General features: G+C 38.4%; 17 protein-coding genes. 16 read left to right on the top strand and 1 reads right to left on the bottom strand.

Annotated elements, in window-relative coordinates; translation table 11 throughout:
* Positions 1-2 precede the first annotated feature (2 nt).
* Positions 3-1,337, bottom strand: a complete 1,335-nt coding sequence (mtaB, locus tag ACT3IB_RS14105; protein ID WP_491539669.1) for a tRNA (N(6)-L-threonylcarbamoyladenosine(37)-C(2))-methylthiotransferase MtaB — start codon at positions 1,335-1,337, stop codon at positions 3-5.
* Between the two features lie 299 nt (positions 1,338-1,636).
* Here mtaB and ACT3IB_RS14100 point away from each other — a divergent pair, with 299 nt between their 5' ends.
* The 16 genes from ACT3IB_RS14100 to ACT3IB_RS14025 all read left to right on the top strand — a co-directional run bounded on the left by ACT3IB_RS14100 (position 1,637) and on the right by ACT3IB_RS14025 (position 20,362).
* Positions 1,637-2,584, top strand: coding sequence for a GDP-L-fucose synthase family protein (locus tag ACT3IB_RS14100; protein WP_491539668.1), 948 nt, complete (start codon positions 1,637-1,639; stop codon positions 2,582-2,584).
* A 22-nt stretch (positions 2,585-2,606) separates the two neighbouring features.
* On the top strand, positions 2,607-3,719 hold the full coding sequence (gene gmd, locus ACT3IB_RS14095) for a GDP-mannose 4,6-dehydratase (protein WP_491539667.1): 1,113 nt from the start codon (positions 2,607-2,609) through the stop codon (positions 3,717-3,719).
* Between the two features lie 19 nt (positions 3,720-3,738).
* Positions 3,739-5,082, top strand: a complete 1,344-nt coding sequence (locus tag ACT3IB_RS14090) for a nucleotide sugar dehydrogenase (protein WP_491539755.1) — start codon at positions 3,739-3,741, stop codon at positions 5,080-5,082.
* A gap of 42 nt (positions 5,083-5,124) precedes the next feature.
* Positions 5,125-6,222: a non-hydrolyzing UDP-N-acetylglucosamine 2-epimerase gene (gene wecB / locus ACT3IB_RS14085; RefSeq protein ID WP_491539666.1), complete on the top strand. Its 1,098-nt coding sequence runs from the start codon at positions 5,125-5,127 to the stop codon at positions 6,220-6,222.
* A gap of 493 nt (positions 6,223-6,715) precedes the next feature.
* Positions 6,716-7,795 (top strand): NAD-dependent epimerase/dehydratase family protein, encoded by a 1,080-nt coding sequence (locus ACT3IB_RS14080; RefSeq protein ID WP_491539665.1) that lies wholly within the window; start codon positions 6,716-6,718, stop codon positions 7,793-7,795.
* 79 nt (positions 7,796-7,874) lie between these two features.
* A complete protein-coding gene (locus ACT3IB_RS14075) occupies positions 7,875-8,993 on the top strand; it encodes an ATP-grasp domain-containing protein (RefSeq protein WP_491539664.1) in 1,119 nt (372 codons plus the stop codon).
* The gene (locus ACT3IB_RS14070; protein ID WP_491539663.1) at positions 8,990-9,904 is read left to right on the top strand and encodes an NAD-dependent epimerase/dehydratase family protein; all 915 of its coding nucleotides are present in this window, start codon (positions 8,990-8,992) and stop codon (positions 9,902-9,904) included. Before ACT3IB_RS14075 ends, ACT3IB_RS14070 begins: the two co-directional genes overlap by 4 nt.
* Positions 9,905-10,448: 544 nt before the next feature.
* A complete protein-coding gene (locus tag ACT3IB_RS14065; protein WP_491539662.1) occupies positions 10,449-11,729 on the top strand; it encodes a methyltransferase domain-containing protein in 1,281 nt (426 codons plus the stop codon).
* 205 nt (positions 11,730-11,934) lie between these two features.
* Positions 11,935-12,876, top strand: a complete 942-nt coding sequence (locus ACT3IB_RS14060) for a putative capsular polysaccharide synthesis family protein (RefSeq protein WP_491539661.1) — start codon at positions 11,935-11,937, stop codon at positions 12,874-12,876.
* Between the two features lie 367 nt (positions 12,877-13,243).
* Positions 13,244-14,521, top strand: a complete 1,278-nt coding sequence (locus tag ACT3IB_RS14055) for a methyltransferase domain-containing protein (protein WP_491539660.1) — start codon at positions 13,244-13,246, stop codon at positions 14,519-14,521.
* Between the two features lie 29 nt (positions 14,522-14,550).
* The gene (locus ACT3IB_RS14050) at positions 14,551-15,378 is read left to right on the top strand and encodes a sugar phosphate nucleotidyltransferase (RefSeq protein WP_491539659.1); all 828 of its coding nucleotides are present in this window, start codon (positions 14,551-14,553) and stop codon (positions 15,376-15,378) included.
* On the top strand, positions 15,375-16,028 hold the full coding sequence (locus ACT3IB_RS14045; RefSeq protein WP_441000167.1) for a PIG-L deacetylase family protein: 654 nt from the start codon (positions 15,375-15,377) through the stop codon (positions 16,026-16,028). Before ACT3IB_RS14050 ends, ACT3IB_RS14045 begins: the two co-directional genes overlap by 4 nt.
* 61 nt (positions 16,029-16,089) lie before the next feature.
* Positions 16,090-17,061 (top strand): glycosyltransferase family 2 protein, encoded by a 972-nt coding sequence (locus ACT3IB_RS14040; protein WP_491539658.1) that lies wholly within the window; start codon positions 16,090-16,092, stop codon positions 17,059-17,061.
* A 1-nt stretch (position 17,062) separates the two neighbouring features.
* Positions 17,063-17,932, top strand: coding sequence for a glycosyltransferase family 2 protein (locus tag ACT3IB_RS14035; RefSeq protein WP_491539657.1), 870 nt, complete (start codon positions 17,063-17,065; stop codon positions 17,930-17,932).
* Positions 17,933-17,981: 49 nt separating this feature from the next.
* Complete coding sequence (locus tag ACT3IB_RS14030; protein WP_491539656.1) at positions 17,982-19,118, top strand: glycosyltransferase family protein; 1,137 nt, start codon at positions 17,982-17,984, stop codon at positions 19,116-19,118.
* Positions 19,106-20,362: a hypothetical protein gene (locus tag ACT3IB_RS14025; protein ID WP_491539655.1), complete on the top strand. Its 1,257-nt coding sequence runs from the start codon at positions 19,106-19,108 to the stop codon at positions 20,360-20,362. Before ACT3IB_RS14030 ends, ACT3IB_RS14025 begins: the two co-directional genes overlap by 13 nt.

Genomic DNA, 20,362 nt, shown 5'->3' with positions numbered 1-20,362 from the left:
AGTTATCCGACAAGTTCAGCGATTACGTTCTGCTCCTGTTTTGCTTCGGGTGTTAATTCTCCGATCAGGTAGCCTTCTTTTGCTCGTGCCCCGAGTCTGACCGGCAAAATTCTATTTTCATACTGCGGATTATAGGGAATGCCAACGCGGACGTAATTGTCTGTCCAACCCAGCATAGCACCATTCTTATTTGCCCCCTCGAATAATACCGGACGTACTTCTCCGGTAAAAGTGGTATCAAAATTAAATCGCTTTTTCTTGGAGAGCCTACGCATTTTATGGGTACGTTCCTTGCGTACGCTGTTTTGTACGTGGGGCTCGATATTGAGCGCATGCGTATTGGGACGCTCGGAATACGTAAACACATGCAGATAGGAAACGGGCAGACTATTGACAAAATCATAAGACACTTGGAAGAGTTCGTCCGTTTCCCCTGGATGCCCTGTAATGACATCTACTCCAATTGCGGCATCAGGCATCAATTTTTTAATAAGTTCGACTCTTTGTCGGTACAAATCAGATTGGTACCGACGCCGCATAAGCCCCAGCATTTTATCGCTTCCACTTTGCAAAGGCATATGAAAATGGGGCTGAATTTTATCTGATTCTGCTGTAAAGTGGATGATTTCTTCATGCATCAAGTTGGGCTCCACGGATGAAAACCGGATGCGTTCTAGACCATCAACAGTATCTAGCTCCTGCAGGAGCATAAAGAAATTTTCATTTGTATCGCGACCAAAATCTCCGGCATTTACTCCGGTGACCACCACTTCCTTAAAACCTTCCTTAACTAAGAATTTCGCGTTTTCAACAACGGTGTTAATTTTTGGGCTGCGGCTTTCGCCCCGAGCCATGGGTATTGTACAAAACGAACAGTTATAACTGCAGCCATCCTGTACTTTAAGAAATGCCCGAGTTCGGTCATCTGCTGAAAAGGCGTTATGGAAATCTACCGCCTCATTTACATCTGAATTATAAACAATAGGCTCAGATCGTTTTTCAAAGTTGTCAAAAAGTTCGAGTAGCTTGAATTTGTTCTTAGCTCCGAGAACTACATCTACACCGTCAATTTCGGCAATTTCTTCAGGTTCCAGCTGCGCATAACATCCTATTACTGCTACAAAGGCCTCAGGATTTCTGCGAAGGGCACGGCGTACTGTTTGGCGACAAGTGCTATTGGCACTTTGGGTCACTGAACAGGTGTTTACAACATAGATATCAGCCTCATTATCGAATTCGGTGATATCATACCCCTCCTGTTCAAAATCACGCTGTATGGCCATCGTTTCGGAGTAATTCAGCTTACAGCCAAGAGTTTTAAAGGCAACTGTTTTCATGTATTTGCAGATGAGAAGATTTTAGTTTGCTAATCAGACTATAGAAAATACGAAATCACTGTAAAAATATCGATGATGATAATTGTGGTTCACCAAGTAGAATTTTGGCTATTAAAGCATTGTAAAATTATTGCTCATAATGCCCGCTGGTATATAATTATTACTCGTAGATACATTATCTATTAGATCAAATGGGTAAGAGTAGTCTGGTTAGGCTAAGAAAGATAACTTAAAACAAAGATGGTACAGTTGTTGTATCTAAGCTGTATATGAAATGATTATTTCTTTGAATACAGAATATGAAAGACTATAAGATATATATCGCAGGTCATCGGGGGATGGTTGGTGCAGCAACGCTAAAGCTTTTTAAAAGCAAAGGCTATTCGAATATTGTTGCCAGAACCAGCAGTGAGTTGGACTTGCGAAATCAGCAAGCAGTAAAAGAGTTTATGAGTAATGAACAGCCGAACATCATAATTTTGGCTGCTGCCAGGGTAGGGGGAATTTTAGCGAATGATCAAAATCCGTATCCATTTTTGTATGATAACCTGCTTATCCAAAGCAATGTAATAAATGCGGCACATGAAAATGATGTGTCCCAACTAATTTTTTTGGGCAGTTCATGTATCTATCCCAAGCATGCCCCTCAGCCTATTAAAGAAGAATATTTGCTGACCGGTTCTTTAGAGCCTACCAACCAATGGTATGCGATTGCAAAAATTGCAGGCATAAAGCTGTGTGAAGCACTAAATCGCCAATACGGACACAACTATGTTTCTCTAATGCCGACAAATTTATACGGTCCCGGCGATAATTTTGATCTTGAGACCTCTCATGTGGTGCCGGCGATGATTAGAAAATTCCATGAGGCCACAGAAAATGGTCATACCCCGGTAACGTTATGGGGGACTGGAAATCCCAAAAGAGAGTTTCTCCATGTTCAGGACCTGGCTGAAGCTATTCTTTTTGCAGTAGAAAATAATATAAATGGAGAAATTTATAATGTAGGAACGGGTAAAGATATCTCAATTAGAGAACTGGCTTATTTGATACAAAAAATTACTAGTCATCAGGGAGAAATTATTTGGAATACCTCGAAGCCTGATGGGACGCCGAGGAAACTGCTTGATGTTACAAAATTGCATGCTGTTGGATGGAAACATAACAAAGCGTTGCAAGATGGACTTACTGAAACCTACCGGTGGTTTTTGCAGAATATAAATCATCTAAAGGAAGTAAAGCTATAATTTAAAACCTTTTTATAACAACATGAGGGATGGTTTGAAAGAGAAAAGAAAAGTGGCATTAATAACAGGCGTTACGGGTCAGGATGGTTCATATCTGGCGGAATTTTTATTGCAAAAGGGATACGAAGTACATGGCATTAAACGTCGATCAAGTTCATTTAACACCGGTAGAATTGACCATATCTATCAAGATCCTCATGCCGATGAACTCCCGTTTTATTTACATTATGGAGATCTGACTGACTCGACAAATTTAATTCGAATTATTCAGGATACTCAGCCAGATGAAATTTATAATCTGGGTGCGCAGAGTCATGTACAAGTGTCTTTTGAAGCTCCTGAATATACCGCCAACAGTGATGCATTGGGCACGCTTCGCATTCTTGAGGCAATTCGGATATTGGGTTTGACAGAAAAGACCAAGTTTTACCAGGCATCGACAAGTGAATTATATGGAAAGGTGCAGGAAGTGCCTCAGAAGGAAACTACTCCATTCTATCCGCGCTCTCCTTATGGGGTAGCCAAGCTTTATGCTTATTGGATCACCGTAAACTATCGTGAGGCCTATGGGATATATGCAGTAAACGGCATTCTATTTAATCATGAGTCTCCGGTACGGGGTGAAACTTTTGTAACACGAAAAATTACCCGGGCTGCTGTTCGCATTGCAGCTGGGTTACAGGAGAAAACGTATCTCGGAAATTTGGAGGCCAAACGGGACTGGGGTCATGCGAAGGATTATATCGAGGGGATGTATTTGATGCTTCAGCAGAACGATCCCGAAGACCTTGTTTTGGCTACGGGGGTTACTCATACTGTTCGGGAGCTTTGTGAGCTCGCATTTTATCATGCCGGTGTTACGCTCAAATGGGTTGGCGTAGGAATAGATGAGAAGGGGATTAACGCCGAAACAGGCGATGTGGTTGTAGAGATTGACCCCCGCTATTTTCGTCCTACCGAGGTGGATCTGCTTATCGGGGATGCTACTAAAGCCCGCCAAAAATTGGGATGGACGCCCCGATATACCTTTGAAGGACTTATTGAAGAGATGGTTCGTGAAGACCAAGAAAAAATTAACCTAATAATAAATAACAAAGATGAAGACTATTCCAAGCTTTCCAACTACATCCAATAACGTTGGCACTTTAAAGCCAATGCCTATTGTTGAATTACGAGAAGACTTTATTGATCGAATTCGAAATCGAACTGCCAAGGTAGGTATTATTGGTCTTGGTTATGTTGGGCTTCCCCTTATGTGGACATTCCATGAAAAGGGATTCCCGGTCGTTGGTTTTGATGTAGATCAGGACAAAATTAAGAATATTGAAAGTGGCAAGCCTTATATAAAGCATCTGGGTTATGATATGATGGAGAAGCTAGCGGCCTCTGACCATTGCTCTGCTACTCCTAATTTTGCCGAATTGCGAGAGATGGATGCTATTATTATGTGTGTGCCTACACCTCTGAATACCTACCGTGAGCCTGATATGCAGTATGTGGAGCAAACGACCCAGACGATTGCCAAACACTTACAAAAAGGCCAGTTGGTAATATTAGAGTCCACTTCATATCCCGGAACTACCGATGAGCTTATTATCCCGATCTTAGAGAAGGTTTCGGGATTGAAATCGGGCAAAGACTTTTTTGTGGCTTATAGTCCGGAACGTGAGGATCCGGGCAATCCGAATTTTAATACTGCGAAGATTCCCAAGGTTGTAGGGGCCGATGGCGCCGATGCCTTGGCAGTTGCTAAAGCCTTATATGATTCCGTGATTGTGCAGACCGTTCCCGTTTCTGATAATAAAACGGCCGAAGCGGTTAAGCTTACCGAAAATATTTTTCGATCGGTAAATATTGCACTGGTTAACGAGCTGAAGGTGGTATTTCAGGAAATGGGTATAGATATACACGAGGTATTGGATGCCGCAGCTACCAAGCCTTTTGGCTTTATGAAGTTTACGCCCGGTCCTGGATTAGGAGGACATTGTATTCCTATTGATCCTTTTTATCTAACATGGAAAGCCCGTGAGTATGAGCAAAATACACGTTTCATTGAGTTAGCCGGTGAAATAAACACCAGTATGCCGCGATATGTTGTAGAACGGACAATTAAGGCACTGAATGCACACCACAAGGCGGTTAATGATAGTAATGTGTTGATTATTGGTCTGGCTTATAAGCCCGATGTAGATGACCTGCGAGAATCACCGACCTTTAAGCTGATGGATCTGCTGAATAAATACGGGGCTAAAATCTCTTATTACGATCATTACATCCCGGAAATTTGGGAAACAAGAGAGCATAAAGAATGGACTGGACTAAAGACCGTGGCGTGGAATAAAGAGACCATTTCCAGTTTTGATGCAGTAATTATTTCAACGAACCATTCGGATATTAATTACCAGGAGCTGGCAGACTGGAATGATGTTATTATTGATACCCGTAACGCGATGAAAAATGTTCAACCCCGAACCAGTTCTCAGATTTGGAAAGCATAAGGGCAGGGCTTTAAATGGGATTAATAAGTTAACTGTTTTAGTATGAAAAAGTTATTAGTGGTTGTGGGTACGCGGCCTAATTTTATAAAGGTTACGCAGTTTAAAAAGGTGGCGGATCAAGAGTTTTCGGGAGTATTTGATATCAAAATAGTGCATACCGGTCAGCATTATGATGATAAAATGGCCGATGTTTTCTTCAGGCAGTTTGAATTGACTCCTGATTATTTTTTGGAAATTCCTCCATCATCACCAAATAACCAGATGGCAGAAGTGATGAAACGATTGGAGCCGGTGGTGCAAGAGGTACAGCCGGATATGATTATGGTAACTGGTGATGTGAATTCAACGTTGGCAGCATCCGTTACGGCCAATAAAATGGATATTCCATTGGCTCATATCGAAAGCGGACTGCGCAGTGGTGATCGGACAATGCCGGAAGAGATCAATAGAATTCTAACGGATGAAATTTCAGACTATCTATTTATTACAGAAGAGAGTGGGATGCGGAATCTGAATGGGAATGGAAAAACCGAAGATCAGCTATTTTTTGTTGGTAATACGATGATAGATACAATGGTGTCATTTGATGACAAGATTGAAGAATCACCAATTTTGGAGAAACTGGGGCTGAGCAAAGGCCATTTTGCACTTATGACCATGCATCGACCGGCCACGGTAGATCATAAGCCTGAGGTGCTTAAACTAATCCACTTGATTGAAGAAATAACTCAGTCTGAAAAATTGGTATTTCCTATCCATCCTCGAACCGTCAACAAGATTAAAGAGTTTGATTTATATGATCGTTTGGCTCAAAATAAGAATGTGATGTTGACAGAGCCAATGGATTACTTTGCCTTTCAAAAGTTGATTTCAAACTGCAAATTTATCCTTACTGATAGCGGCGGTATACAGGAAGAATCAACCTTTAGACGAGTTCCGTGTTTAACACTTCGACCCAATACCGAGCGTCCATCTACTATTCAAGTAGGAACTAATACACTTGTGCCTTTTGATTTGGATGAGATTAAGAGAGTCATTTGTTCAATAAAAGAGGGACGATATAAGAAGGGATCCATTCCCGATAAGTGGGATGGAAAGGCAACCTACCGGATTCTTAAGACTATCAAAGAAGAGCTTTAGTAACGGATTTTACTATTCTATTTTCGAAAGTAAAAAGGGAACCATGACAATATCCTGGTTCCCTTTTTACGTATGGATTTATAAGTAATAATTAATTTTCTACCTGTGGTAATCCATTTACTACAGCATGAGCAATGAAGTATATGTCGCCGGAAAGATCATTAATATCTGTACCATCTTAAGTTTATCCGGTTGTACAATTAATTTATTTGTTTTAGAGAAAGGGGCCGGATGTCTAAACGGGATTTGTAGAGTAATATTTACAATACCTACTGAGTAAATTTTCAACTTGAATCATTTTTTGAAGGAGGTTGGGTTACTGATATTGTCTTTGAGATCGTTTTCTGACGCATGGTTATAGTTGGCATACTTATTGAATCTCTTTTGCCTGAAGTTGGTCTTGCAAAACAAAAGAGACTGTAACGATTAAATAAATGCTGTTTCGTCTTTTAAAACTTGAGGCGTTTACTGCCAATTATAATAGGGAACTACTATGAAAATATTAGTAACGGGTACAGATGGGTATATAGGTTCAGTTTTAGGTCCATATTTATTGGAGAGAGGTCATAATGTAACTGGGCTTGATACCGGATTTTACCGAGCAGGATGGCTCTTTAACAATGGGGAAACAGTTTATCCGTCATACATAAATAAAGACCTTCGCGAAATTAGCCTTGAAGACTTGGAAGGATTTGATGCCGTAGCCCATCTTGCAGAATTATCAAATGATCCATTGGGACAGCTGAATCCGGAAATCACATATAAAATTAATCATGAGGGTAGCATTCGATTGGCAAGGCTTTGCAAACAGGCTGGAATTCAGCGATTTGTTTATACCTCTTCATGCAGTGTGTATGGAGAAGGGGATGACAGCTATAAAACAGAGGAGTCGGAAGTTAATCCACAAACGGCTTATGCCGAATGCAAAACGAGGGTAGAGCGGGATGTATCGAAGCTGGCTAATGAGCATTTTTCCCCTACGTTTTTACGCAATGCCACCGCGTATGGTGCCTCTCCCAGAATGCGATTCGATATCGTACTCAATAATCTTGCAGGACTTGCCTGGACAACGGGCGTAATTGAGATGATCAGTGACGGAATGCCGTGGCGACCGTTAGTGCATGTGAGAGATATCTGTAAAGCTATTGCCTGCTCGTTAGAAGCACCCATCGAATCGATCCACAACGAAGTGTTTAACGTGGGGGATACCAGTGAGAATTTTAGAGTTAGAGAGATTGCAGAAATAGTGGGCGCGGCTTTTCCGGGATGTAAAACAACCTTTGGTGATAATGGCGGCGACAACCGCAGTTATCGCGTGTCGTTTGACAAAATAAATAACCAATTGCCGGGCTTTTCATGTGAATATACTGCCGAGGATGGAGCAAAGGAGCTTTACGAGGTTTTTAAGCAGATTGACTTGGATCCAGAGATCTTTAATGCAAAACCATATACACGCCTCAAACAGCTAAAATTTTTATTGGCTACTGGTCAAATAAATGATGACTTATACTGGATAAATAATGGACTGCAAACAAAGAAAACGGTATCAACAAAATCAGCTGTGGCGAAATAGCTATTCAAATTAGATAGTTTCTGCATGAGTACCCCGATTCTTTTTCTTTCTACAGGTAATAAACCATAAATATAAAGAGATGAAATTTTTGGTATTAGGGATTGGGAATGCTCAGGCTGATCTGATAAAAAAAATTGCCAAAGACCATGAAATTCATGCATTGAGTTATGTATCTGAAGGGGCAGGCAAAGGAACTGCACATATCTTTAAGCAAATTGATATAAAAGATGAGCAGTCGGTTTATGAGTACGCCAAGTTGCACAGTATTGATGTTATTTATTCCGTTGGTTCCGATCTGGGAATGGTGACTGCTGCAGTAGTAAGTAATAAATTGAAATCACCCTCTCTTATAACTCCTGAAATTGCACGTGTTTGCCATAATAAAGGCTTGTTAAGAAAACAATTAGGGCAATCAGATTGGAATGTAAAGTTTAAGATATGGCGGGAGGGAGCTGAGCTTCCAGAATTCGAATATCCGTTTATCATGAAGCCCATAGACAGCCAAGGACAAAGAGGAGTGTCTTTGGTTAAAAATAAAAATGCATTTAGAAAAAACTCTTCCAATTCTCTGAGATTTTCCAGGAGTAAACGTCTAATTGTCGAAGAATATATACAAGGTCCTGAAATTTCTGTTAATGCTTATATAATAGATAGCGATATTCAGTTTACTTTCATCAGCGATCGAATTGTTTGGCCTGGGTTATCAGGAGGAATTATTCAGAAACATCGTTATCCATCGCAGTTTGTGACTAGTGAGAGTATGATTAAAATTCGTCAACTAATAATGGAGGTAATTAATCGTATTGGTATCAAGAATGGTCCGGTTTATTTCCAAATCAAATTGAAGAATAATAATGAACCTAAGCTTATCGAAGTTACGCCAAGACTTGACGGATGCCATCTGTGGAGATTAATAAAATATGCAACAGGAGTAGATCTATTAGAAATCACTATTAAACACTTGACGGGAGAGGTTAAAAACAGCTTTGTTTTCGGCCGTACTAACGGCACTTCTAAGAATAAAGCAAGTTGGGTATTGGAGTTTATGTGTGAAGAGCCGAAAAAAGAAGTGAATATAAATAAATTCGATACGAGCAATTCACTCTATCAAGATTGGTATTATAAGGACGGTGAGACCGTAAAGCCAATAAATATGCACATGGAAAAATGCGGTTATCAAATTTTAAAACGTAGATGATGAAGATTGCATTAACCGGGGCTTGGGGGCTCATTGGGCGTGAAATCCTGAAAATATTGCCAAAAAACTACAAAGCTGTCGTTTTATCTCGAAACCCTCTAAAGAATCACCCAGGTATAAAATATTCAAATTTAAACTTCACACATTTCGAGACAGATTATTCAGTTGATTCACTTCGCAAAATTCTAAAAGGTTCGGACGGCATTATTCATCTCGCAGCTCAGCGTTTGCAAAAAACGAATACTAACAGCTCATTTAAAAATGTTTTAGTTGATTATAATGTTTTCCAAGCATGCGAGAGCTTAAATATTTCAAACATTGTATTTGCGTCATCATGCGGTATATATGGCAGAAATCCCAACACTCCTTGGCTTGAAGAGTATGAACCTTCTCCCGAAAATCCGTATTCACTGGCCAAGGTGGTTTCTGAAGAAGCGGCAAATTATTTCAATAAAAAAGGGCTATGCATCAAATGCTTGAGACTGGCACATGTATTAAGTATAAATGCCAGAAAAGAATATATGTTAGGAACATTTTTAGAAAATGCGCTAAATGGAGAATTTATTAAACTCTATGCGTCAGATGATCAACGACGGGAATATATTTATGTGAAGGATATAGCTCAGGGAATTTTGGCTGGTCTACATAAACCTGAGGTGAAAGGAATGTTTAATTTCGGATCTGAAGAAGTGGTTAGTATTCCCCAATTAGCTGAATTAATAAATGATACGTTCTGTAATAGAAGACGAATCGTCAAGTGCGAGCAGAATTCTAAAGAAAAAGAACTTTCGCTAATGAATAGTAAATTGTTTTATTCGACTTTTGATTTTCAGCCTAAATGGAGTATTCGAGAAGCACTTATTGATATGTATAATTTGGCAAGTTTAAAGAGGAATAGTCTTATTCGATAAATACTGGTCTCTTGGCTTTTTTTACATAAGCCAACATAATTAATTTGAGTCAGATTATATTAATACTCTATCGTGTCTATCGTTCCAGCTCACATGAATAAATGACCAAAAAATATCAACGCCTTACATTTTGTGGATCAAAAGCCGCAAAAATTACTTTCAGGACTCACAGAAGTGTACAGATCTGAGAGCTATTCTATTCTATCTATTAGAATTGATGAATTGAACTAATCATTAACGAGAGAAGGTGAAAATTGAGACGAGTAAATTCTTTCTACCCAGCAGAAAAAATTACTCATTTATAATTGTTAATGCTATTTATTCTCTCCCATTTAGAATTCTTAAACTACAATTTACAGGTGTAAAATGCATTGGGAGGTCTAAAAGAAGAGTCTCAATCCATCATAAATGATCAATTGCATAGAAATATTAGAAATTGGCACACCTATTGTGGCATGTAAAAGGGATAAAGGTGCGGTTTGTAGAATTTATCTCATGTTGAAGGCTTTTAAAAAATGAGATCAACAACCAAGAGTGAAAAATTATGGAAAAGTTAACATGTCTGAATTGTGGAAGTAAACTGGAGTACACATTCGCAGATTTGGGAACGTCTCCTCTTTGCAATGAGATTCTAAAACCGGACCAACTCAATGAGGGGCAGATGAGTTATCCTCTGCACACCTATGTTTGTGGAGAGTGCTTTTTAGTGCAGGTGGGCAAATGTGTGAGCCCTGAAAAAATTTATGAAGATTACAGTTATTTTTCGTCCTACTCCGATTCCTGGCTGCGTCATGCCGAGGAATATGTAGATTCTATGATAGAGCGGTATGATATTAATAGAGAGAGTTTTGTGGTCGAGATTGCCAGTAATGACGGATACCTGCTTCAGTATTTTAATGAGAAAAAGGTGCCAATGTTAGGCGTAGAACCTTCTGATACCGTTGCCCGAGCAGCATTAGATAAGGGTATTCCCACCGAGATGGTATTTTTTGGTACGGACTCGGCTCAAGCCCTTCGAAAAAAGTATAAGCCGGCCAACCTGATTCTTGGAAATAACGTGTTGGCTCATGTCCCGCGTTTCCATGACTTTATTGAAGGACTTGATATTATGTTGCAAGAAAAGGGAATCATGACGTTTGAATTTCCTCATTTGATGCAGCTTGTCGAAAACAACCAGTTTGATACTATTTATCACGAGCATTTTTTCTATTACTCGCTGCACAGTGTACAGTCTCTGTTTAAAAAACATGGATTTAAAATATTTGATGTACAGGAATTAAGTACGCATGGGGGATCTATTCGGATTTTTGTGACTCGGGATGAGAATCAAAAATATCAGGTATCAGAGAATGTACGAGAATTGTTGCGGGAGGAAGAACGTAAAGGATATCTGAATGTAGAATTTTATAAGTCATTTGGGGAATACGTAGAACAGACGAAAAGAGATATTTTGCGATTGCTAATCAGTCTCAAAAATCAAAGCAAGTCTATTGTGGGTTATGGAGCTCCCGGAAAAGGCAATACACTCTTGAATTACTGTGGTATTGGTACGGACTTCATTGACTATACGGTAGATCGAAGCCCTCATAAACAAGGTCATTATTTACCGGGATCGTTAATTCCCATTTTAGCACCGGACAAGATCAGAGATACCAAGCCGGATTATATTTTTATTCTACCCTGGAATTTGAAAGATGAAATTATAAAGCAGCTTCAGTACGTGTCGGAATGGGGCGGGCAATTTATTATCCCAATACCACAACCGATGATCATCAATTCAAGGCCGATAGAACAGCAGTTGCCGGTATTAACCAGTGGTTTATAGGATTGCCGAGTTAGCCTGACATAGATGTTAAGTATCTGCCGGATGATTTTAACTGCGAAATCTGATGGATGGCTAATTATTCTATGAATAAATGAGATGGCTTTCTGTGATTTGATCCCCTTCTATAATTAGATGGACGAGAATAGTTAATAGAGGTTACATTTGAGCAAGGGGCTTCACTCATATAGAAATTGTGCTAATGATTATGATAAAATTGATATTAAAAAAACTCAGATATTTTGACTTGGTAAAATATCTGAGAAATAACTATGCGTTATTTGCCAAATATTATACCTATTTATCGCTGGTCCGAAAGGAAAAAAAACAACCTATCTTAGTTTATACAATGGGCAAGGTGGGTTCAACTACTGTTACACATTCTCTTAAAAATAAACTGGAAGGGTATTCAGTTTATCATTTGCACTGGCTGAATAAGAGGAATTTGAATACAGACCAGAAGTTTTTAGCTACTCACTTTCGCAAAAATAAAAATGCGGGAATAACAATCGATGTATTTCCCAACTATCTCTCCAGGGGATTTTATTTTAGCAATAAAATTGAACGTTCTGGGAAAGGGGCCGATCAATACAAGATAATAACTCTTACAAGAGATCCTATTGCCAGGAATATCTCATCGTTTTTTCAAAATCTTAAAAAATGGTTTAACTATGATATTCTCTTAAAGCGTAGGCAAATGAGTGAAGATCTTATTGTGGATGAACTACAAACGCTTTTTGTTGTAGAATATATTGTTGGAAATCGAATTCACTTTATTGATTGTAACCCGCTTACCTGGTTTGATCAGGAATTAAAAACGGTCTTTGATATCGATGTATTCCAATATGATTTTTCCAGCAAAAAAGGCTACCACATTTATAAGAAAAACAATATATCTGTGTTACTTCTTCGAATGAAGAATCTTAACAGTAGTTTTGAAGAAGCGTTTAAGGAATTCCTTGGGACAGATTTAACAATTAAAAGCATTCAAAATAAAGGTGATCAAAAAGAATATTCGGGTGTGTACAGTAAGTTCAAGCGCACTATTAAAATTCCTGATTGGTATTTAGATCAGATGTATGAATCACATTATGTTCGTCACTTTTATACGGACAAGGAAATTGCATCCTTTCGAAAAAGATGGGCTTAAAAGTTGTTATTGGGAGTACTCATTTCGAATAATTCATTGATATATGAGTCAAGCCAAGTCAATTACATGTACATTTTAATGAGTATTTATTTCATTGTCTTCTGTAAGAATTACTCGGTTTTTAGATCCTGATCACAGTACTGCATTTCTAAAAACGTTATCCATTATAACATTCTACCCCCCTGAAGCCCTTTAACACAATGGATGGGTCAACTAGCTATGGGGGTTTTTATTTTTATGAGCTTTAATGAATTGGCACAACTCTTGTAATAAAAATTGTGGGTATGAAGGTAGATGGGGAAAAAGTATAAGAGTTAACTATTGCATCTAACATTTAATTAAGAAAACAATGAATGAATCGGGGAATTTGAAGTGTCTTAATTGTGATAACGTACTTAAGCATACCTTTGCGGATTTGGGTACATCACCACTTTGCGAAGAATTTGTAAAGCCGGAATATATTAATAAAGGACAACAATGTTATCCACTGCATGCTTATGTATGTGAAGAATGTTTATTGGTTCAGGTTGGTGAGTACGTGAAACCCGAAGATATCTATTCGGATTATTACTATTTCTCTTCTTACTCAGACTCTTGGCTAAAACATGCCAGTGATTATGTGGATATGATGGTGAAAGATTACGGAATTGACCAGAATAGCTTTGTCCTTGAAATTGCAAGCAATGACGGGTATCTGCTTCAATATTTTAAGGATAAAAAGATTCCAATTCTCGGTGTTGAACCTTCAGAAAATGTGGCGCGAGATTCAGTAGCCAAAGGAATACCAACTGAAAAAGTATTTTTTGGAGAGAAAACGGCTAATAATCTCAAAAAGAATTACCGGCCGGCTGATCTGATTTTAGGAAACAATGTTTTAGCACATGTTCCAAAGATCAATGATTTCATTAAGGGTTTAGAAGTAATGCTGAGTGAAAAAGGAATTATGACGTTTGAGTTCCCTCATCTTATGCAGCTTGTTGATAACAATCAGTTTGATACGATCTATCACGAGCATTTCTTTTACTACTCACTTATTGCCGTGAAATCAATATTTGAAAAACACGGGATGAAAATTTTCGACGTTCAAGAGTTGAGTACGCATGGTGGATCAATAAGGATATTCATTGCCAGAGAGTCTAATGTCAATTATCAAGTAAGTGAGAATGTGGAACGTATAATAGAATGGGAAAAAGAAGAGGGATATCTGGACATCGATTTCTATAAATCATTTGACCAAAATGTACAGCAGACAAAACGAGATATTTTAGCGATGCTTATCGATTTAAAAAATCAGGGCAAGTCGATAGCTGGTTATGGGGCTCCGGGTAAAGGAAATACATTGTTAAATTATTGCGGCATTGGTACCGACTTTATCGATTATACTGTGGATCGGAATCCCCACAAACATGGCCAATATTTGCCGGGTTCGCTAATCCCAATATTACATCCAGATAAAATCAGGGAAAACAAACCGGATTATGTCTTTATTCTGCCTTGGAATCTAAAAGAGGAGATTATGAAACAAATAAGCTATATCTCAGAGTGGGGAGGGAAATTCATTATTCCAATACCTAAACCGGAAATCCTGGATTCCAAATCCAAAATTAGTCAAGAGCAGGTTACAGCCGGTAACGGAAGTATTTAATGGAAAACTTCAAATAGAAAAACAAAAAAATGAAAGTAGTATTATTTTGCGGTGGACTTGGGATGCGAATGCGTGATTATTCAGAAGAGGTTCCTAAGCCAATGATTAAGGTGGGTTACCGGCCGGTACTCTGGAATATTATGAAGTATTATGCTCATTTCGGACACAAGGACTTTATCCTTTGTCTTGGGCATAAAGGCGATTTCATTAAACGATATTTTGTTGAATACGAGGAGTACACGTCTAATAATTTTGTATTGAATAATGGCAAAAGGGAAATTGAACTGCTCAATTCTGATCTGGATGACTGGAATATTACGTTCGTTGATACGGGGATGACCTCGAATGTGGGACAACGTCTTATGAAAGTACGTCCCTATCTTGAAGGAGAAGAGATGTTCTTGGCAAATTATGCAGACGGGTTGTCCGACATGCCCCTCAATGAGATGATCGACCAGTTTAAAAAGTCGGGCAAGACAGGAGGTTTTTTAGCCTACCAACCTACACAGAGTTTTCATGTGGCAGAGCTTGGAGACAATGGCATGGTCAACAGTATAAATCCCATATCGAAGTCAGGGCTATTTATTAATGCCGGCTTTTTTGTATTGAGAAATGAAATTTTCGATTACATAAACTATGGGGAAGAGTTGGTTATGGAACCTTTTCAACGGTTGATAAAGGAGAAGGAATTGTATGGACACCGGTACGAGGGGTTTTGGATGCCGCTTGATACCTTCAAGGATAAGCAACAAATAGATGATATGTATGCCGAAGGGATAACCCCTTGGCAAGTATGGGATCAGAATGGTCAGGAAATTGCAACAACAAAAGTGCAGAATGGAGCTAAGGCGTTATGATAAGTGCTAAGTTTTCCACTCCCAACAAGGAAGGATTAAAAATGCTCTTTTTAGGGGCACATTGTGATGATATTGAAATAGGGTGTGGTGGCACAGTCTTGCATATGATTGAGAATTACAAAATAGATCACATTAAATGGGTTGTCTTTACTTCAAATGAAGTACGTAAAAAAGAAGCAGAATCAAGTGCGAAAGAATTTCTGAAATCAGTAAAGAATGCAGATGTAGATGTTTATGATTATCAGGATGGATTTCTGCCGTCGGTTTGGAGTGAAATAAAAGTAAGATTTGAGGATCTGAAAAAAGAAATTGAGCCTGATATCATATTTACTCATTACCGAAATGATCTGCATCAAGATCACAGAACCTTAAATGAATTGACGTGGAATACCTTTCGGAATCATCTAATTTTTGAGTACGAAATACCTAAATACGATGGAGATATTGGAAATCCGAATTTATTTGTTCCGCTAAATGAAGATCAGATTAAACAGAGAAATGAGATTATAACGAGTTGTTTTAAAAGTCAGCAAAATAAACAGTGGTTAGATGATTCTTTGTTGACTTCAATGCCTCGAATAAGGGGTATAGAGTGTGCTTCAAAAGGTAAATATGCCGAAGCTTTTTACAGTAGAAAATTGACCATTTAGTCAAAAAGAGATTAAAAATATTATCACTGGACTTTTTATGCTGAAAAATAAATCAGAAATATTGAGTATTAAAGAAGAGCCGTTTGTTTCCGTTGTAACCCCGGTATACAATGGGGGAAAGTTCTTGCGGGAATGTATAGAAAGTGTCCTCAATCAGGATTATGATAACTGGGAGTATATACTGCTAAATAACTATAGTACAGACGACAGTTTGCAGATTATGCAGGAATACGCCGAAAAGGACGACCGGATTCGTATTTATGATAATGAGGAGTTTTTACCCCAGATGAAGAATTTGAATCATGCTTTTCGTCAGATATCACCGGATAGCAAATATTGCAAAATGATTTGTGCTGATGACTGGATATTTCCGGACTGCCTGTCAAAGATGGTGGAGATTGGGGAAGAATATCCCAGTGTGGGAATTGTAAGTGCGTATCGGTTGGTAAACAATAAAGTCCATTTAGATGGGCTTCCATATCCCAGCAACTTTAATCCGGGAAAAGATATTGCCCGGAGATACCTATTGAACGGATCTTCTGTATTTGGGTCTCCAACTTCATTGTTGTTTCGGTCCGATCTGATATTAAAAAGGGATAAGGTATTTGAAGAGTCACACCAAGCTTCGGACACGGCAGCTTGTATCGATATACTAAAAGAGTGTGACCTGGGATTTGTGCATCAAGTTTTGACGTTTTCACGTCGTCACGAAGACACGATATCTAATACGGAGGCAAAAGAAAGCTTCGCATTCATTCATGCGAAACTGTATAACCAATTGACCTATGGGCCATTTTTTCTAACTGAGAAGGAGCTCAAGAAAAGTTATATGCAAAGAATAAATCTTTATTACATTCTGCTCGCGAGAAATTTCTTTGACTCAAAGTCAATGGAAGATTTCAAAAGACAGTTGGAAGTACTTGATGAGTTGGGATTAGAATTTGAAACAGGAAGGTTTCTGAAAAACTTTACTCGAGAGCTGCTTTTACAAGTACTTAAAACATTTGGTTTTGAGCTTAGGAGGAGTTCCTAAAATGAAGTTTTCTGTCATCATACCTACTTATAACGATTGGCAAAGGTTGCAACAGTGTGTTATGGCCTTGGAAGATCAAACATTGCCTCGTGATCAGTATGAGATTATCGTGGTAGATAATAGTGAACATGGGGTAAGGCCAGAAGAGGTGCATTTGTCGAGTAATGTTCAACTTATCCATGAGCCCAAACCGGGCTCTTACGCCGCGAGAAATAAAGGAGCAGCCGTAGCTACCGGTGATATTTTTGCATTTACAGACTCAGATTGTATTCCCGATAAAAACTGGTTGAAAAATGCTCAACAATATTTAAATGAAGCGAATGATCTGGTTGGGGGGAAGGTAGAGATTTTTCAGCCGGTAGGTGGGAGTAAATATGGTTATTTATACGAGCGTGTAACTGCATTTCACCAACACAATAATGTGCCTATGGGCAAAGGGGTAACAGCTAATTTATTTGTTAAAAAAGAAGTTTTTGAAAAAATGGGTGGGTTTAATGTGGTAATTAAATCAGGTGGTGACTGGGAGTTTACACTTAGGTGTACCGAGGCCGGTTACCAAATGATTTATGCTGATGATGTGCAGGTTAAACATCCGGCACGGAATTTGTCAACTATATTTAAAAAGCACTACCGCTTAACGTGTGGAGGAGCATTGAATATCAAAAGAGAATATGGACACAGCCAATTGCGGATGCTTGGCAGTCATATTAAAAGCGGATTTACGGGCAGAAAAAAGAGATCAACAATAGCATTAAGCATGAATGAGAGGGTCATTGTGTACTCTATTGACCTAATGAAATTTATGTATCGCGCTATTATTTATCTGGGAGTAATACTTCGATTGATTAATCCTGAAAAAGTAAGGGAATAAAAAGGAATAATGCTCAATACAGAAGTATTACCACAAAAAAATTATAAAAATGAAGAAAAAAATTTTAATAGTATCCCGCTCTTTTTTTCCCATGAATTCTCCCCGCTCCTTTCGGACGACGGAGCTTGTAAAGGAGTTCGCACGTCAGGGTCATGAGGTTACGCTTTTAACGGTAAAAGATGATGAACACCATATTTCTTTTGAAAAAAAGTACGGTGTAACAATTAAAGATTTAGGTCCTTTACGATTATCTAATATCAATTTCAATGGTCATACTGGTTTGTGGCGATTGGGGAAACGGGTAATTCGTAGAGGACTGTATCAGTTCTTTGAGTATCCAGATATCGAATTAATGTATAAGGTGAAGAAAGCTTTAGCTATCGAATTCGGATATAATTTAATGATCTCTATTGCAGTTCCTCATCCCATACATTGGGGCGTAGCTTGGGCATGGAGAGAAAACAATCCTATAGCGAAAACGTGGGTAGCAGATTGTGGAGATCCCTATATGGGGAATACACTCGATTCGTTAGATAAAATGTTTTACTTCAAATATTTAGAGAAAAACTTTTGTTGTAAGTGTGATTATATAACAGTGCCTTTTGAGGAGGCCAAACAGGGATATTATCCAGAATTTCGGGAAAAGATAAAAGTAATTCCTCAGGGATTTAGTTTTGATGATGTTGGTATTGATCAATCAGTATATAAACCGAATGCAGTTCCGACATTTGCCTATGCGGGTGGATTTATTCCGGGAGGGCGTGATCCAAGGGCTTTTTTAGAGTATCTAACCAAGCTCGATTGGGATTATGAGTTTATCATTTATACCCAAACCAGAGATCTTGTTGAGCCTTATGTCCAGAAATCACAAGGAAAAATTGAAGTCCGTGACTATATCCCAAGAGAAAAATTGTTGCAGAAGTTAGCTTATATGGATTTTCTGGTTAATTTTGAAAACAACTCTTCCTTGATGATGCCTAGTAAACTTATCGATTATTATCTGACTAGACGTCCTGTACTTTCAGTTTCAAGTACCTACATTAATACCAAAGTAGTAAATGAATTTTTGTGTGGAGATTACAGTCATAGTTATAAGTTTGGGGATATGAATCAATATCGTATAGAAAATGTCTGTAAGCGGTTTTTAAGTCTATCTCATCGTGGTGAATTACAATGCAGAATGTAAACGACAAATCTGGATTTTATGCTGTTTTCTTGTTTTTTATCTGGCCTCTGTTAGCGGTGGCTTCGGCTTTCCGGAATTATCAGTCTAGTTGGGGTAAAAATATACTTTGGGCATTTACCGCCTTTTATGGATTTGCATTTGCGATTGGTGCTGAAAATCAAGGGAGTGATATAGTCCGATATATTACTGAAATACAGATGCTTGCTTCTGAACCGATGACTGTCGCTTCTGCTTTTGACTTTTTCTTGGAAACAGGAGAGATAGATATAATAGATACCTTAATCTCTGTTTTAGTATCTAGATTTACCAGCAACCAGTCTTTGATAACATTAATATACGGCCTCATATTTGGTTTTTTCTTTTCTCGGAATATGTGGTACGTGCTTGAAAGGTTGAAAGGTAAGATTAAGCCAGTAACCATTTTGCTTTTTGCATGCTTTTTCTTGATAGTCCCAATTTGGGACATGAATGGATTTCGTATGTGGACTGCTGCGCATGTCTTTATCTACGGATTACTCCCATATTTATTTGAGGGAAAAAAAGAGGGAGTTGTTATTTCTTCTCTGTCTATACTAGTCCATTTTTCTTTCTTTGTGCCCGTTGGTGTATTATATGCCTATATGATAGCCGGAAATCGTATTATCCCTTATTTTATTTTTTTTATAACTACATTTTTTATTTCCCAAATTAATTTGGATGCATTTAACCAGATTGTGGAAAATTATGCTCCTGAAATAATTCAAGAGCGAACAGCTGGGTATAGGGGGGAACAGTATGTTGAGAATTTCAGAGAAGGCGAATTGCAGGCAAGTGCGTGGTACGTAATTTGGCATGGAAGAGCTCTAAGCTGGTCGGTGATGGGTTTCTTAATAATCCTTTTTATTCAGGGACGTACGTTTTTTGCAAAAAATAAGAAATGGTTGAGCCTATTTTCTTTCACACTTCTTTTTTATGGGGTGGCCAATATTTTTAGTTCACTTCCGTCGGGAGGACGTTATTTGTCAATAGCAAATTTATTAGCTCTTGCAGTTATAACACTATATATCCAAAATCGAAATCAAGAGATGGTTATGGAGAGGTTTGTTTGGGTAGCTATTCCGGCCCTTTTGCTTTTTATCGTTGTTGCATTTCGGATTGGGCTTTACTCGATGAGTGCTACCTCGGTACTGGGTAACCCTATTATTGCCATATTTTTTATGGGAGAACACATTTCTTTGAATGATGTTATGAAAATGATTTTATAG

Source organism: Fodinibius sp. GM21, from assembly GCF_058386955.1.
The sequence above is the reverse complement of the archived record's forward strand: the minus strand, read 5'-3'. Positions and strand labels throughout refer to the sequence as shown.